This is a genomic window from Oceanobacillus sp. B139/18, from assembly GCF_055524595.1.
This window is the reverse complement of record NZ_JBVFXI010000001.1, coordinates 885,472-901,536: the sequence shown is the minus strand read 5'-3', so window position 1 is coordinate 901,536 and position 16,065 is coordinate 885,472. Positions and strand designations below refer to the sequence as shown.

General features: G+C 38.4%; 16 protein-coding genes. All 16 read right to left on the bottom strand.

The annotated features are described in order from the left end of the window. Window positions 1-88 precede the first annotated feature (88 nt). Window positions 89-1,222, bottom strand: coding sequence for a 30S ribosomal protein S1 (gene rpsA / locus ACZSMY_RS04340; protein ID WP_042534177.1), 1,134 nt, complete (start codon window positions 1,220-1,222; stop codon window positions 89-91). A 114-nt stretch (window positions 1,223-1,336) separates the two neighbouring features. Continuing rightward, complete coding sequence (locus ACZSMY_RS04335; protein ID WP_465147479.1) at window positions 1,337-1,918, bottom strand: lysophospholipid acyltransferase family protein; 582 nt, start codon at window positions 1,916-1,918, stop codon at window positions 1,337-1,339. A gap of 137 nt (window positions 1,919-2,055) precedes the next feature. Beyond that, on the bottom strand, window positions 2,056-2,742 hold the full coding sequence (cmk, locus tag ACZSMY_RS04330; protein ID WP_042534179.1) for a (d)CMP kinase: 687 nt from the start codon (window positions 2,740-2,742) through the stop codon (window positions 2,056-2,058). Window positions 2,743-2,998: 256 nt separating this feature from the next. Continuing rightward, window positions 2,999-4,342, bottom strand: coding sequence for a germination protein YpeB (gene ypeB / locus ACZSMY_RS04325; RefSeq protein WP_465147478.1), 1,344 nt, complete (start codon window positions 4,340-4,342; stop codon window positions 2,999-3,001). A gap of 16 nt (window positions 4,343-4,358) precedes the next feature. Beyond that, on the bottom strand, window positions 4,359-5,117 hold the full coding sequence (gene sleB, locus ACZSMY_RS04320; protein WP_042536275.1) for a spore cortex-lytic enzyme: 759 nt from the start codon (window positions 5,115-5,117) through the stop codon (window positions 4,359-4,361). Between the two features lie 426 nt (window positions 5,118-5,543). Beyond that, complete coding sequence (prsW, locus tag ACZSMY_RS04315) at window positions 5,544-6,221, bottom strand: glutamic-type intramembrane protease PrsW (protein WP_042534185.1); 678 nt, start codon at window positions 6,219-6,221, stop codon at window positions 5,544-5,546. 34 nt (window positions 6,222-6,255) lie between these two features. After that, the gene (locus tag ACZSMY_RS04310; protein WP_465147477.1) at window positions 6,256-7,221 is read right to left on the bottom strand and encodes an asparaginase; all 966 of its coding nucleotides are present in this window, start codon (window positions 7,219-7,221) and stop codon (window positions 6,256-6,258) included. 140 nt (window positions 7,222-7,361) lie between these two features. Further along, on the bottom strand, window positions 7,362-8,336 hold the full coding sequence (locus ACZSMY_RS04305) for a YpdA family putative bacillithiol disulfide reductase (protein ID WP_042534188.1): 975 nt from the start codon (window positions 8,334-8,336) through the stop codon (window positions 7,362-7,364). Window positions 8,337-8,546: 210 nt separating this feature from the next. After that, window positions 8,547-9,830, bottom strand: a complete 1,284-nt coding sequence (locus tag ACZSMY_RS04300) for a Glu/Leu/Phe/Val family dehydrogenase (protein ID WP_042534190.1) — start codon at window positions 9,828-9,830, stop codon at window positions 8,547-8,549. Between the two features lie 152 nt (window positions 9,831-9,982). Then, window positions 9,983-10,570 (bottom strand): genetic competence negative regulator, encoded by a 588-nt coding sequence (locus ACZSMY_RS04295; protein WP_042534191.1) that lies wholly within the window; start codon window positions 10,568-10,570, stop codon window positions 9,983-9,985. Window positions 10,571-10,838: 268 nt separating this feature from the next. Then, complete coding sequence (locus ACZSMY_RS04290; protein ID WP_042534193.1) at window positions 10,839-11,117, bottom strand: hypothetical protein; 279 nt, start codon at window positions 11,115-11,117, stop codon at window positions 10,839-10,841. Between the two features lie 10 nt (window positions 11,118-11,127). After that, window positions 11,128-11,694 carry a CPBP family intramembrane glutamic endopeptidase gene (locus ACZSMY_RS04285; RefSeq protein WP_193062190.1) on the bottom strand — a complete coding sequence of 189 codons (567 nt, stop codon included), beginning with the start codon at window positions 11,692-11,694 and terminating at the stop codon, window positions 11,128-11,130. Window position 11,695: 1 nt separating this feature from the next. Continuing rightward, complete coding sequence (locus ACZSMY_RS04280) at window positions 11,696-13,234, bottom strand: RecQ family ATP-dependent DNA helicase (protein WP_042534196.1); 1,539 nt, start codon at window positions 13,232-13,234, stop codon at window positions 11,696-11,698. A gap of 3 nt (window positions 13,235-13,237) precedes the next feature. Then, complete coding sequence (locus ACZSMY_RS04275; protein WP_042536277.1) at window positions 13,238-14,275, bottom strand: YpbB family protein; 1,038 nt, start codon at window positions 14,273-14,275, stop codon at window positions 13,238-13,240. Between the two features lie 40 nt (window positions 14,276-14,315). Then, window positions 14,316-15,050 (bottom strand): YkgJ family cysteine cluster protein, encoded by a 735-nt coding sequence (locus ACZSMY_RS04270; protein WP_042534197.1) that lies wholly within the window; start codon window positions 15,048-15,050, stop codon window positions 14,316-14,318. Between the two features lie 505 nt (window positions 15,051-15,555). Further along, window positions 15,556-16,065 (bottom strand): ECF transporter S component, encoded by a 510-nt coding sequence (locus ACZSMY_RS04265; RefSeq protein ID WP_042534201.1) that lies wholly within the window; start codon window positions 16,063-16,065, stop codon window positions 15,556-15,558.

Below are 16,065 nucleotides of genomic sequence, written 5' to 3'. Positions count from 1 at the left end.
GATATGCAGCTTTTTAGCAGTAAAGAAAAAACGAAGAATGTCACCAAAACTCTGGGCGGCATTCTTCGTTTTCTAATGATTATTGTTATTATTTTTTGTATTTATCTAATTTATTTCCAATCACATCACCAAGCTGAAAGCCGGGCTGATCATCGGATTTTTCATATTGCTTGTATTCTTTTTCTTCTTGTTCCTGCTCCAATTCTTTGATGCTTAAAGAAATGCGCTGTTCTTCTTCATTCACATCTAATACCTTCACTGTAACAGGCTGTCCAATTTCAAGGACTTCCTGTGGTGTGCCGATATGACGGTTGGCAATTTGAGAAATATGAACAAGGCCTTCAACACCAGGCAATAGTTCAACAAATGCTCCAAAGCTGACCAGTCTCTTGACAACACCTTCTGCAGTGGAACCAGGTTTAATTTTTTCACTTACTTCTGCCCAAGGTCCAGGGAGCGTATTTTTATGAGATAAAGAGATACGTTCACTGTCTAAATCGACAGAAATAACTTCTACTTTGATTTTATCTCCTTCAGAAACAACATCTGAAGCTTTTTCAACATGCTCATGCGCTAATTGGGAGATATGGACAAGCCCATCAACTCCTCCTAAATCAACAAATACACCAAAATTGGTAATACGTTGTACGACACCCTCAATTACATCACCAGGGTTTAATGATTGCAGAACTTTTTCTTTTCTGTCTTTTTCTTCTTCCTCTACAATCGCACGATGGGATAAGATCACCCGGTTTTGGGTCCGGTCCATATCCGTGATTTTCACTTTTAACGTACGATCTAAATAATCACTGAAATCTTCCACGTAATAGGTTTCAACTAAAGAGGCAGGAATAAAGCCGCGTACTCCTACATCCACAACTAGTCCGCCTTTAACAACTTCCTTCACTGTTGTCTCAAAAGTCTCACCCTGTTCATATTTTCTTTCAAGCTCTTCCCAGGATTGTTCTGCATCTACAGCTTTTTTTGATAATACAACTTCATCATCATCGATTTTCTTTACTTTTAAAGTGACTTCTTCCCCTTCAGCTAACACATCAGTTGTAGACTCTACATGGAGCGTGGAAAGTTCGCTTATCGGTAAAATACCTTCTGTTTTATATCCGATATCAACAAGAACTTGTTTTTCTTCTAATTTTACAACTGTTCCCGTCACTGTAGCACCAACTTCTAATGCTTGAAGGTCTTTATTTTCTTCACTCATATCCTTAGCCTCCTAGTTACAGTTCGCCTATTCACACATTCGAATAGAAAAAGATTATTCATATGTTCTACCTATAACTTCTAATAATTAGTTTTATTTGTCAAGTAAAGTCAATTAATTTTTATGAATTTCGTATAAATTTCTGATTTCTTCCATAATTCCCTCTGACATTTCTTTTGCAGAAGATTTATTTTTTCGAAAAGCTTCTGCATCCATTGGTTTTCCATAAACAACCTTCGTCCGACGAAATAATTTATAATCACTCATAATGACACAGGGAACGACTTCCGCTTGTGATCGGAGTGCAAAAAAGCCGACTCCAGGCAATGCGTTTCCCGGTTTGCCATCCTTACTTCTTGTCCCCTCCGGAAACAAGCCGAGCTTTCCTCCCTCTTCTAAAATTTTCAGGCCGCCTCTTAAAGCATTCCGGTCAGCCAGTCCCCGATTGACCGGAAAAGCGTGGACCCTTTTTAAGATACCACCTAAGATTTTTCCGCTGAAAAGCTCTTCCTTTGCCATAAAATGGATTGTTCTAGATGCTGTCATTCCTACCACAGGCGGGTCAAGGTTAGAAGTATGATTGGAACAAATAATGACTGGTCCTTTTTTCGGTATATGCTGTCTGCCAGTCACTTTAACTCGAAATAACGGATAAAAAAGAATACTTATTAAAAATTTACCCAAATAATACAGCATGGAGGCCCGCCTCCGGTTTTTAAACTTTTGCATGGAACAGGGGAAGGTTATTCCCCCATTCACATACAATTAACAACGAAGGTATTCGTTAACAAGCTTACCCTTCAGAGTCCAAGGTATTCCAAAAAAGCAACACGTTAGCGAATGCCAAGTTTTTCAATGAATGGCTGGCATATCTCGAGAATTTTATTTGTCACATCATCAATGGATAAGGAAGTAGTATCCAATTCAACCGCATCTTCCGCTTTGACCAGCGGGGATGCCTCACGGGTAGAGTCGAGTTCATCCCGCTTTTCTATTTCTTTTTCCAGTGTATGTAAATCAGCGGGGATGCCTTTTTGCCTGTTTTCCTCGAAGCGGCGCTTGGCTCGTTCTGTTACAGAAGCGATAAGAAATATTTTCACATCCGCATCCGGCAAAACATGCGATCCTATATCGCGTCCGTCCATGACAACACTATTATCCTGTGCAAGCTCTTGCTGAGCAGCCACCATTTTTTTTCGAACCAATGGATGCTTCGCAATAACCGAAACGGACGCTGTAACATCCGGATAGCGTACTGCCTCCGTGACATCCTTCTCATTGATAAATACACGCTGTCCTTCTTTATCCTGTGCAAGCCTGATATCAATCTTATTTAAAATTTCCATGACCGCTTTTTCATCTTCCAGATCAATATTCTCCTGCAGGGTCTGATAAGTAAGCGCCCTATACATCGCTCCAGTATCCACATAAATAATACCCAGCTTTTTTGCAATCTGTTTAGCAACCGTACTCTTTCCAGCTGCTGCCGGACCGTCAATTGCAATTGAAATAAGCTCCATTCTCTTCACTCCTGCCATTAAAAAGCCTGACAATTGCCAAGCGAGTTCTACACTACTCTATCATAACATATTCCCAATTTATTAAACAGTCGAGAACACCTGCAATTTTTCTTGAACATTTCTATATCTCTGCTTTCAGGATTCTAAAGTCAGACGCTCCATAAGACTTCTTATTTGTAAGAATAACAAAGAAAATTGCCTTCGAAAATGTATAAAATAAATTCTCGAAGGCGGTTACTATTAAGAATGTTTTTACTTATATTACAGAATTGTAATTAATTTCCGCATCTGTCATTTTCTCAATTTTTTCTTCTTCCCCTGTTTCAGCATTAATAAATATGCGATACGTCGCGTCATCTCTGGTTCCTAAAAATTCATAGGTGAGAATCTCTTCACCCTGATTATCATCAATAATCGCTAGATGGTTTTCTTGAATTTTCACACCCTGATTTACTGCATCACGTGCTTCTTCTTCTGAAATAGCCGGTTCTGGTATATCCCGTTCTGTATGATTTTTAAAGTAATTATTTGCCGTCAGACCGGTAATATCTCCATTATCTAAAGCTACCTTCACCTCGACAGCATCCGAAAAAACTCGAACTCCATCATCTTCATAGACAAAAGAATATATACCGACTTGATCATATTCACTGCTCTGGAAAAGCTCCATTTCATCAAATCCCAGCTCTGAAAGGTAATCCTTTGCTATTTCAAACCCTTCATTCAAGCTTAATTGCTTGCCGCCTATTTCTCTTGAAACTAATAAGTTAAGCGGATGGCCGCCCTGCACAGTTAAATCTGCGTAGCCTCTTTCCCCATTTTCATCATAGGAGACACTATACATTGGCGTTAATGCCCCGTCCCCAGATTTTGTAACCGTCCAATCGGTTCCGTCTTCTTTGCCAAAAAGCTTTTCGGCTTCCTTCATGGCTTCTTCTTCTGAAAGATCGTGACCTGCTATATTTTTATAAGAATGTTCTTCCGTTTCTGTACTGGTTGTACTGTTTTCAGGCGTTTCCTCCGTAGAGGTATCAAAAGTTTCTTCTACCGCTTGGAAGCTATTGACCATATCATTATCTTTTTCGTCATTTGTATTTAATAATGCTTGTTCTACGTCCATCCATTTCGAACCATCACTTAAGGAGTGATGCTGCGCTTCTCTGAGTTCATCCCGTATTTCTCCAGATTGTTGATAGAATTCTTCCAGCTGCGCTGTTTCTTCCTCTGTTAATGGGTCGTTATCCAAGTCACGAACAGCCGTCTGATAAGTGAAATCTCCTAACTCTGAGAGAAATTGCTCTGTTTTATGAATTGGCAACAATCCCATTGGCAAGTGCCCGGTATTGGCATGTGCATTGGAACTGATTCGCCAAATATCGACAAACTGCGGTGATAATTTATCTGGCGAATTCATTGCCAGTGAGGTCCCAATCTGGTCGTTTAACACATCCATATTGTAGGTGAGTTCATGGAAGGATCTCTGATATTCATTTTCTGCTTGAACGTATAAATCATTTTTTTGTTTATTTGTCTGGTAGCCCCAAATGGAAACAGAAATAAGGGCTACGGTTAACAATGTAATGGTAATCCAACGATACATTTCATTTCACACCTTTCTAACTGCAGAATATATGTTTTCCAATTGTCTTAATCTGTGGTCTGGTCCAAATCCATCCTGAAGTTGCGGTATCTGGATTGAAATAATAGAGTGCATTACCAGAGGGGTCCCAGCCATTAATCGCATCCAGCACTGCTTCTCGGGCCTGATCATTCGGCTCCAGCCATATCTGCCCATCCGCCACTGCTGTAAATGCTCTCGGTTCAAAGATAACTCCGGATACTGTATCAGGAAACAGCTCACTGTTTACCCGATTGAGGATAACTGCTGCAACTGCCACTTGGCCTTCATAAGGCTCTCCCCTTGCTTCTCCATATACTGCGTTTGCCATTAGCTGGATATCATTATTAGAATATCCTTGCGGGACATTTACCGAGCTGGTAGGGGTACTTTCTTCTCCTCCATTATTCCCTCCGGATGGAGCAGAGCCAGTCCCATACATTTCTTGCTTCACCTTCTCTTTATCGAATTCTGTCGCCTGCGTCAGCTTATCCTTTGCTGCCTGCCCGGCCAGCCCATCGATTTCCATTCCAAATTCATATTGAAAATTTCTTAAAGCCCAGTAAGTTCCCCAGCCAAAAACACCGTCTATTTTGCCATTATAAAAACCGATATGTTTTAATCTGGCTTGTAATTCAATAACGTCATCTCCAACTGCTCCTTGTTGAATCACTTGATCACTAAATGCACTTGTCTGTTCTGGTTTTGCAAAAATAAATGCAGATAGAAATATAAAAAGGGTAAAGCTAAAAATCATAGGCTTGCGATGTCTTTTCATATTGATGCCTCCATTTTCTTCCTATAAACCTTTCTTTTCATACCAGCTGCTTCTAATATTTAAAGGGATAGCCGGCAAAAGATTGGCAAATGAGAAATTTTCTCACGGAGAACCGCCCGTAAAACTCCTGCCTCGAAATAGAGAGTGAAAATATATTTATTGAGGTTGGAGATAACAGGCGCTAACTCCCTGAACCACTCAACTAACATCCAGCAGATAATCTTAAGCTGAATGAAGTTTCGTTTTATCTACGTCTATTTTTTGTGCAATTCCTCTTTTTATTCATAAACAATGAAAATCGAATTAATTGCTTTCTCGCGGATACATTTTCTGTCCTGTTTCATGCCGGTTTTAATCGTCTTTTTGCCACAAAAAAAGCTGACGAACAACTATTTCGTCAGCTTCTTATCTATTACTTTTATACATTTTGTCTGGGAGGAAACGGATATCATACATTCTGGCATGCTTTAAACGATAAATCGCAAAAAACCATACACCAGCTAAAAATATCGACAGGATAATAATAAATTGATTTAATCCGAGTAATATGTAGTTATATATTCCATGCAGCAGAAATGGAAGTACAAAGGCAATCGTCAAGTATTTGTGTTTGTTTTTTGGTTTCATTTTTGCTTTTCCTAAATAATATCCCATAATAATTCCAAACAGAGCGTGTGAAGAAACAGGATACAGTGCACGCATCCATGCAAATTCAACTCCATTTGATAATAAATAAAATACATTTTCCAAGGAAGCAAATCCTAAACTGATTGCACTGGCATACACAATTCCATCGTAATGGTTATCAAATTCATCATGCTGATAAATTAAGAACATGAACATAAACCATTTGAAGAACTCTTCCAGAAACGCACTAAATAGAAAAGCTTCTGCAACAATCGGGATATTGTCCAGCTCCGCATGAATACCATACTGAATAAACATAATCGGCAACACAATCAATGCGCCGGCGATAAACATACGTACTATCAGCCAAAGCGGCTCTGTGATACGGTCACGCAAATAAATAAACGTCATAAAAGCTACAGCAGGGGCTATACCAGCAGATAGAGCAGCTATCATTGATTCTTACTCCTCTTCTTTAGTCGGTAAACAATTATATATCAAATAAATGTTCCAGTTCCGCGTTACTTGCCATTCCCACAAGAAGTTTAATTCTTGCTTTTTTACTATCATAATCTCTTCCCAAAAGTACTCCATTCTCCATAAGATCATAGGTACTTCCTTCATAATCATAGGTAGGATAAACTTCTCCTTCCACAGCAGAGGTCGTAATTACTACTTTTATCCCTTTTCGGATACATTCTTTAATCGCAGGCATCATAGCCTGAGATACTTGTCCTCTGCCGACACCTTCCAGAACCAGTCCATCTACTTCATTGTCTATCGCTGCTTGGATATATTTTCCGTCAGTTTCCATATATACTTTAATAATATCTACCGTCGGGAGCTCTTTTTTTAACTCTAAATGCTCCCGGTACGTCGGCTTTTGGAATACTCGAACCGTGTTGTTATCAATAATTCCTAAATAGCCGTAGCCAAAAGCATTAAAACCTTGGATATTCGAAGCATGCTCTTTTCGGACATAACGGGAATGGAAAATACGCTCATTGAATACAACCGTCACACCGACATCCTTTAAATCTTCACTGCAGGCTGCCAAAATTGCATTTTTAATATTTATAAAGGAATCTGTCCCCACCTCTTTAGGTGAACGCTGCGATCCGGTGTATACAATTGGAATATGGTAGTTTGAAATAAGGTGCATAAAATAAGAAGCTTCTTCCAGTGTATCTGTTCCCTGTGTGATTACAATCCCGTCGAAAGCTTCTTCATTTAAGTACTCGTCTAACTTTTCTTTGATTTTTATTAAATCAGAAAAGTTTAAATGCATACTAGCTTTTTGAAAGAAAGAATCCACCTTCACCTGAATATAGGAGGGAACATCACATTTTTCAATAATATCTTCTCCAGTTAATACACCAGAAGCCAGTTTACCGCTCTCCTCGTTTTTATCACTTGCAATGGTGCCTCCTGTTGCAATCATCAACACTTTTTTCATGTTATTACCTTCTTTATTGGTTAGTTATCTGCATCATCTATTAGTATATCACAATAATTTTTACTGAAATAAAGTTCAAGCTGCATGCGGCAGCGAGAGGAAGAACAGGCCTCCCGCTTTATCTGTTCCAAAGCATGTCATTATCTGGAGCAGATAGATGCAGCAATTTGCTCTCCATGGAAACGTCCATTTTCAATAAATACTTTGTTATTATCATATCCTGCAGCTACTACGCCGGCAATATATAAATTTTTCACATTTGTTTCCATCGTGTTCTCATCATGAACAGGCTTGCCATTCTCCAGATTAATCTCCACACCAGCTTGCTTTAACAAGCTATAATCCGGACGATAGCCTGTCATAGCAAAGACAAAGTCATTCTCGATCGTTACTTCCTGCCCCTCTTTTTCATAAGTTAAATGCGTATCGGTTATTTCTGTTACAGATGCGCCGAAAACCATATCCACTTTCCCATTTCTGGCAAGTGATTCAAACTCTGGCAAAATCCATGGCTTAATACTTTCCGAATAGATATCTCCACGATAAATGACGGTGACATCTGCCCCGGCTTTATGCAGTTCCAGCGTTGCATCTACAGAAGAGTTTTTACCGCCGATAACAGCAACTTTTTGATTAAAAAATTCATGTGCCTCTTTAAAATAATGGGTTACTTTAGGCAATGATTCTCCTGGGACATCTAAGTAGTTAGGCTGGTTATAATATCCAGTAGCCATAATTACTTTTTCCGCACGATATTCATTCTCACTTCCATTATTTTTAACAGTTTTTAAGCAAAAATGCTCTTCATCTTTTTCAATAGACACTAATGTTTCAAACGCATTTATACGCAGTTCATTTCGTTCGGCAACTTCCCGATAATAGACCATTGCCTGATTGCGCACCGGCTTTTTATTTTCAGAGATAAATGGGACACCGCCAATTTCTAAACGGTCACTTGAGCTAAAAAACGTTTGGTGAGTTGGGAAGTTGCTGATTGTCTGAACAACATTTCCTTTTTCAATTAATAAAGGGTTTTCGCCTTTTTGCTGAAGCTCTAAAGCACACGCCATTCCGCATGGTCCAGCTCCAATAATAATAATTTTTTCGTCTAGCATTTCTTATCCTTCCTTCATCCATCACTTAGAAAAACGATTCATCCGCTATTAATCAGAGAACCAATCGCTGATTTATTCTATATTATCACGTAAAAATTTTTCATTTACTATCGTACAACGAAGCAGACTGCATCGCAATACAAAAGCTTTTCTTCTACACAAATAAAAAACTCTTATCATGGAAGAGTTTTTTATTTATTTCCTTATGAATTAAACCCAGCCTCTAAAACGGGAAGCTTCAGCCATTTTCCTTACACCTATCATATAAGCTGCCAGCCGCATATCAATTTTTCTTGTTTTTGCCATATGATATATATTGTTAAAAGAATTAATCATGATTTCATGTAATCGTCTGTCGATTTCTTCCTCTGTCCAGTAAAAGCCCTGGTTATTCTGTACCCATTCAAAGTAGGATACTGTAACTCCCCCGGCTGATGCCAGAACATCCGGAACGATAAGGACATCCCTGTCGGTAAGGATCTTCGTTGCTTCCATTGTCGTCGGGCCATTGGCTGCTTCTACAATAATTGAGGCTTTAATATTATGTGCATTATCTCTTGTAATTTGGTTTTGTACCGCTGCCGGAACAATAATATCACAGTCCAGCTCAAATAATTCTTTGTTTGTAATCGTTTTATCAAATAGTTTAGTTACGGTTCCAAAACTGTCACGGCGATCCAGCAGATAATCAATATCTAAACCATTCGGGTCATGTAATGCCCCATAAGCATCTGAGATTGCGACAACTTTTGCTCCGGCATCATGCAGAAATTTTGATAGAAAGCTTCCTGCGTTCCCAAATCCCTGAATAACGACCCGGGCTCCCTTGATATCGATGCCTTTCTTTTTCGCCGCTTCATTTAAAGCAATCGTTACCCCTTTAGCTGTTGCCGATTCTCTGCCGTGAGACCCGCCGAGAACAATTGGTTTTCCGGTAATAAAACCAGGATTATTCAATTTATCGATTTTACTATATTCATCCATCATCCATGCCATGATTTGTGAATTTGTAAATACATCTGGAGCCGGAATATCTTTTGTCGGACCGACAATCTGACTTACCGCCCGAACATACCCGCGGCTTAAAGCTTCCAGTTCTCTAAAAGACATTTCCCTCGGGTCACAAATGATACCGCCTTTTGCTCCGCCATAAGGCAAATCTACAATCCCGGCTTTTAAACTCATCCATATCGAAAGTGCTTTCACTTCTGTTTCCGTAACATCCGGATGGAAACGAATGCCGCCTTTTGTCGGACCAATCGCATCATTATGCTGGGCTCTATAACCGGTAAAGACTTTCACCTTACCATCGTCCATACGGACTGGAATACGAACAGTAAGCATACGCAAAGGTTCTTTTAATAAATCAAAAACTTCTTCAGGGTAACCAAGTTTATTTAATGCGGTTTCCACAATAGATAACGTTGAATTTAACACATCCGTATTTTCTTGTTTTTTAGCTTGGGAAGCATCTCCTGCTTTATCGCCTGCCATTAATATTTACCCCCTACCATTATATCAATGTTTTACTCACTCATGGTTTAGTATACACTTTCATACAAAATATGCAATGAAAGAGGTGACCGGCTGGATGAGAAGTTTTTAATCAAACAAGGGGCTTTCTGCTTCCCCATTTGTCCATCCTTTTAGGAAGCAAAATAATGATTGATTTTAGCTATTGCGTCGCTTTCAAAAATAATCTTGCCGTATTCCTGTAAACGATGGGAAGTTAAGATACTTGGATGAGCAAATTCTGACATCAGTCCTATAATATTTTCCTTATGCCGGGCTGTTTGCACATAAGGATCCAGCATCATAAAATAACGGTTCTCCATAAAATACACATTCGATTCTTTGATATGCATATTCGGTAAATAACCGGCCACAGCAATTACATCTTCAAAGTCATCAAATGAAAATATAAGCTCTTTGCTTTCATCAAGTGTCACTTTCATTTCAATATATTCATCATCTATTTCAATATCGGCATCGTCGTATTGATGGGTAACAAAAATATGCATTCCCTGAGCTTGCATGAGATGCACCTGTACAAGTAACATTCCTTCAAACTCCATTCCCAGTTCACTGCTTGCTTCGTACATCATATCACTAAACAGCGTACGAACATTAGATGCATCATGCCACAAGTCCTCACGGGTAAATCCTCTTTCTATTAGATCATCGAACGTGAGAAAAATTTTAAACTGGTCTGTTGAAATTCGTTCGATCCGCATACTGCATCCCCCTTATCTTCTTCACTTTTGCAACAAGTATTTATATTAATATATGCACTATTTTCAAATGATGAACATAACCTGCTTGTATCGTTTTGAAAATGGGTTATAAATGAGCATAGCGTTTATTTATTATATAAACCTGTTTATCACAGAGATAAGCAAAAACTTCTGGTGAATGAAGTTTCATTATATATATTCTTCCTATGCTTGTACATTTATTATAACATTTTATGTGATTATTGAATGATATGATGCTTGTCTTAATTTAAGTAAACCAAAGAAAGACACCGGCAAGTGCCAGAAGAACCACAACCATGAAAATAAAACGCAGTAATGGAAGATTCAGTTTCCAGCGCATTTTATGGTTGCCTTTATGTACTTCATTTCTTGGAGGAAGATTCAATATATCTATTTCAACAGATGCCTGTTCCAATTGTTCTTCCTCATCTGAGCCTGCTTGTCTGGTTTCTTCCGGTTTATGTTCTGTTATATCTTGAATAGCTTGTCTTAATGCTTCTGCCTGATCATTTTGTTTGGAACTCAATGCCATCACCTCATTTGTTTAACCGTATAACTAAACCAAGTAGAAAGTCAATAAAAAAATGCATGACAATAGGTACAATTAAATTAGCTGTATGTTCATAAACCCAGCCGATATAAAAACTTAAGGCTAATACAGCGGAAAATAGAACAGGCTTCTTAATATATCGTATGTGAACAGCAGCAAAAAGAATACTTGCAAATACATACCCAAAAGTTGTCTGGACAACACCTCTAAATAGAAGTTCCTCGCAAATGGCCACCGTCAGCGTGAATATAAAAATAAAACCAATCGGCTGATTTTTAAATATAAGTTCATTGATTCCGCCATCATCCCACCACTTTTTTGGCATTGTATACACGATAGCAATTTCAATTAAAACAATTATAACAGCAGATAAAAAACCAAAGATGAAAATTTCTTTTGTATCCCATTTGAAAAGGTGCATCCAATCGAAAAAGGAATCAAAAAGGAAAAAACTCATAATTATCGCTATCAGGAATAATAAACCTTGTGAAAAAAATAATTGAATCCTTCGCTCTTTGACGGACATTTGCTTTAACAGGTCATATTGTTTCATCTTATACCTCTTCCAAATGTAAAATTCGCTGAAGTTTTTTACGCCAGTTCACAGGATAAGAGGCTTCTGCAGTTTTGAAAGACGATGAAGGCATCCACTTACTCCAATCAAATCCGCAATTGCTGCAGCATTGATCAGACGGCTTCTCAAATCCATTTTGAAAAGGATGGTAAAGTGTTTTCCGCAAACAATTCTTTGTCTGGATCCATTGATACAATTCATTGAGCTTCTTGTTTTTATATAATTGTCTTTTCTCCAGATAGTTCATGACACTAACTCTAACTTGCTTCCACTTCTCTTCATCTATCAACCATTCATTATCGCGAAGGAGCCCATGCTTTTGGAGCTGTCTTTGAATAAAACGTGCTGCTCCTTCGTTGATATCCAAAAGCATATGCAGCTGTTCTGGAGACGGTAAATCCATATGCTGACGCTGAAGGGCAACAATCGTCGAAACCAGATGGTCTATATTCTCTATCGCCGGCAGTTCATTTTTCACCATGTTCGCCGACAGACGAAAATCACCTTTCTGATAAAGAATCATACCGACACTGGATTTTCCATCTCTCCCAGCTCTGCCTACCTCTTGAATATATGACTCTATCTGAAGTGGAAGATGGTAGTGGATGACCAGCCGTATATCCGGTTTATTAATTCCCATTCCAAATGCGCTTGTACAGCAGATGATATCAATATGATTGCTCATAAATTGCTGTTGGACCCGCAGGCGCTCTGCTGCTTCCATTCCTCCGTGATAATAGGCAATATTTCGTTCCGGATGCTTGGCGGCCAGAGACAAAGCAACCTCCTCTGCAGCCTGTCTGCTTGTAAAATAGATTAATGTGGGAACAGCATACGATGCAATAATTTCTGTAATGCGCTCTAATTTTTCTTGATCATTTTCTGCTTCCTCTACACAAAAAGCAATATTTTTCCGATCCATTGGATAGATATGCTTTTTCATATCCGGTTTATGCAGGCTCTGGATAATGTCTCTTTGCACGTCTGGAGTTGCTGTAGCACTCAGCGCTAATACCCGCGGATGATTTAATGCTGCTATTGCTTCATGCAGCCGCTGATAATCTGGCCGAAACTCGTGTCCCCATTGTGAGATACAATGCGCTTCATCGACGACAAACAATTTAACAGGCAGCTGTTTCAAATAATTTAAATGTGCACTTTTTTGCAGCCACTCCGGCGAAACATAGATAAGCCGGTAAGCATCTAAATTTTTTAATATTCTCTGCTGTTCTTGAAAAGGTAAAAAACTGTTTAAAGCAATTACTTCTTTAAAGGAAGCCGCTTTTAATTCCTTTACTTGGTCGACCATTAAAGAAATAAGCGGTGATACAACAAGGGTGATGCCATCTAACAGCTTTGCAGGCAGCTGATAGCAGATAGATTTACCAGAGCCGGTGGGCAATACGCCGAGGACATCCTCTCCACGCAGGACATCAGAAATGATTTCTTTCTGTCCCTGACGAAAGAAATCATAATTAAAATGTTGATGTAATGCTTCTTCTAAGTGAATGATTCTCACCCCCTATTTATTATATAAGACCAGTGCCAAGCGAATTTGGAAGTAGCTGATATCCGGATGAACATTATTTTTAATTTCTTTTAAACGATAGGTTTGCTTTTTATGTACAACTTCTTTAATTTCTTCGTAAATCGTTGAATCTAAGTAATCAAAAAAAGGAAACGCTTCTTCATGCATGGCAATCTCCACAAAATGATCCTGTATCGTATTTGCTTTTAACCGGCGAATTTGAATGATTTCCTCAAAAGTATGCTGTTTTTTCAATAACCGGCGTGTAAATTGTGCTGTTTGGCTTAAAGGTGTATCCGCAGTACCCAAGTCTTTAGCGAAAAGCTTAAGCATTGAATATTCTTCGCCATACTCCTGTACGTATAATAAATGATAAAACACCTTCTGCAAGGTTAAATAACAATCTGGAATAGACTGCTGATAATCCTGGGAAAGCTGCTGCAAACTGCTTCCATAGGAAGAAAAACTCGTCAGACGGTCAACAAACATCGAGGCTTCTAAATCAGACACCATCGATAAGGCATGTTCTAATTCCTTATACAGCTGCTGAAGCAATACCATGGAACGATGCTTATATTGTTTATAAAAGCCTTTTACAAATTGTTCGATTTCGTGATTATCTGTAATAGGAATGAATCGATATTCGTTCTTAGCAATGTTTGTAAAGGTCTGAATGAAAAGCAGAAACCGCTGCTTGAAGGACTCAATCATGTTTTTGTAAGTCGAACCATAAAATCCAGCAAGCGTTGTTTTATTGGCTGTAAGCCACTCCTGTCCTTTTTTTGTTATTTGCAGCCTCTGCTCGTCATCCGCCAGCAAATAATTCCTCTCCAGTAATTGTTGCAGCTGTTGATAATAGTCTGTTTTCGTTAAATCAGGATAAATGCCGTAGTAGTCAGCAATATGATAAAATCTGGCATCCTGTATAGTCTGAATGGCTTTTTTCCCGATTAAAAGATTGTAAACACTGGAGGTTGTACGCTCTTGATTTATTTTTTGGAAACATTCAATAAGAATCCCTTGAAAAAGCATCCTGACACCACCATTCATACAAAAGCATTCTCTAAAAAAGTTATAATACAGACTCTTTCATCCAATTGATTAATAAACCCTCTTGATACAAATCTCCAGGATAATCCATTTTCTCTATCCTGTCATTTTCATAAAGGTATTGTAATAATTCATTCATTGCACCCATATATTCCTGATACAGAAATTCATAACTGATGGTTTCCTTAGGCATGATATTATCCGCACAGACTTTGGGATTCGTATAATTCACATAGGTTCGGCACGGCAGCGGGCGTACTTCATAGACCATACAAGCATTCGTTTTCAAGTTCAAAAATGGGCATGGGAGCTGCTCTTTTTTGTATTTGTATTTTGCATCTGGATCAGAAATGATATCGATGCCACTTAGCTGCTCTACTTTTTCTTCATAAACTTGATAATAATCGCTAAGATGATTTTCAATAAAATGCTTTCGATCTGCAGGCATTTTAGAAATAGCATCTTTGATCAGCATGGCTTCCATCTTATTTGTAATAATTGGAAAGTAGCAGCAAAAAGCACAGCCCATCTGACATGTTGGCATAAGATCAGCTGTCGATTCCATATCACTGATTTCTTCACTTACCGCCTGAAGCAGCTGAGCGAATGCTTGAGCAATTTTATCATCCGCTGACACATCTTCTTTAACCAGGATGCCATCGACAATTTCATCAAATCGTTCCTGGTTTATTTCATATTTTGCATTTATCTCCTCGCATTTGAGCAGAATTTCTTCATAGGTTAAAAATATAGACATTTGTTTGACTCCTGTTTTTATATCATAAAAATTCATTTGATTTCATAGAAAAGTATATCACGAATGGATGGATGTTTATATATGCAGGATGATAAATGATATTTCTTTCAAGCGGATTTTCACCTCTGCTGAATGAGACTACTTTAACTAAGTTTGTCAGATTAATGCCACCGTTGGCGAAAACAATACGCTTTCCATGTTTTCCCCAGCCAGATAGTTTCACTTACATTCTTTCTTGATATTGGAGCCTTGCAGTCAGCTGCACTTCGATAAAATGCGTGTCTGGAAAGGATAAGAAAAAAGCGTATGTTTTCATTGCTTTAATAGCAATGGGCTTTTTCTACTCCTTCACTAATTTACTTCAAACTTCCATTTTCTTCGCAATAGCCAGCTTAGCGACATGTATTTTCTTTATTATTGTTCTATCTGTCTGGTACAGGAAAAGAAATAAACAATAAAACGACCGAAAAGGCTGCCGTTTAGCAGTTTTTCGATCGTTTACCGGTTAATCCTTTATTCGAAATCTATTTTTGGCATATCTTTGAAATAATGCATGAAGCAATGGATATAAAAGAGTGATAAACACTGCATTACCAATTGCATGTGCTGTGTCAAAAGGAAGTCCTGCCAAATAATATGGCCAAAAATATCCTGTTACCTGATACGTGGTTAAAGAAATAATAAATCCGTAAAAATAACCGCTGACCACAGAAAAAATAATTATAAAAATAAATGGTACTCTTTTCCAAGTGATTCCCATGATACCTGCGATTATGCCAATGACACACCATGAAATAATTTGCCAGACAGTCCAAATTCCCATTCCAAGCAGCATATTAGAAAGAAATACTACTAATATTCCTAATATAACAGCTGACATTGGTCCAAGGAAAATACCTGTTAAAATAATAATTGCGGTAACAGGCTGAACATTAGGGATAAATTGAAACGCATATCTGCCTACAACAGCCAGTGTTGCAAGGAGTGCAAGTAATGTCAGCTTGTATGTGTTCAT

Coding starts and splice junctions, on each gene's coding strand:
- rpsA (WP_042534177.1), bottom strand. CDS start 1,222: ATGAGTGAAGAAAATAAAGACCTTCAAGCATTAGAAGTTGGTGCTACA.
- ACZSMY_RS04335 (WP_465147479.1), bottom strand. CDS start 1,918: ATGCTGTATTATTTGGGTAAATTTTTAATAAGTATTCTTTTTTATCCG.
- cmk (WP_042534179.1), bottom strand. CDS start 2,742: ATGGAGCTTATTTCAATTGCAATTGACGGTCCGGCAGCAGCTGGAAAG.
- ypeB (WP_465147478.1), bottom strand. CDS start 4,342: ATGTATCGTTGGATTACCATTACATTGTTAACCGTAGCCCTTATTTCT.
- sleB (WP_042536275.1), bottom strand. CDS start 5,117: ATGATTTTTAGCTTTACCCTTTTTATATTTCTATCTGCATTTATTTTT.
- prsW (WP_042534185.1), bottom strand. CDS start 6,221: ATGATAGCTGCTCTATCTGCTGGTATAGCCCCTGCTGTAGCTTTTATG.
- ACZSMY_RS04310 (WP_465147477.1), bottom strand. CDS start 7,221: ATGAAAAAAGTGTTGATGATTGCAACAGGAGGCACCATTGCAAGTGAT.
- ACZSMY_RS04305 (WP_042534188.1), bottom strand. CDS start 8,336: ATGCTAGACGAAAAAATTATTATTATTGGAGCTGGACCATGCGGAATG.
- ACZSMY_RS04300 (WP_042534190.1), bottom strand. CDS start 9,830: ATGGCAGGCGATAAAGCAGGAGATGCTTCCCAAGCTAAAAAACAAGAA.
- ACZSMY_RS04295 (WP_042534191.1), bottom strand. CDS start 10,570: ATGCGGATCGAACGAATTTCAACAGACCAGTTTAAAATTTTTCTCACG.
- ACZSMY_RS04285 (WP_193062190.1), bottom strand. CDS start 11,694: ATGAAACAATATGACCTGTTAAAGCAAATGTCCGTCAAAGAGCGAAGG.
- ACZSMY_RS04275 (WP_042536277.1), bottom strand. CDS start 14,275: ATGCTTTTTCAAGGGATTCTTATTGAATGTTTCCAAAAAATAAATCAA.
- ACZSMY_RS04270 (WP_042534197.1), bottom strand. CDS start 15,050: ATGTCTATATTTTTAACCTATGAAGAAATTCTGCTCAAATGCGAGGAG.
- ACZSMY_RS04265 (WP_042534201.1), bottom strand. CDS start 16,065: ATGAACACATACAAGCTGACATTACTTGCACTCCTTGCAACACTGGCT.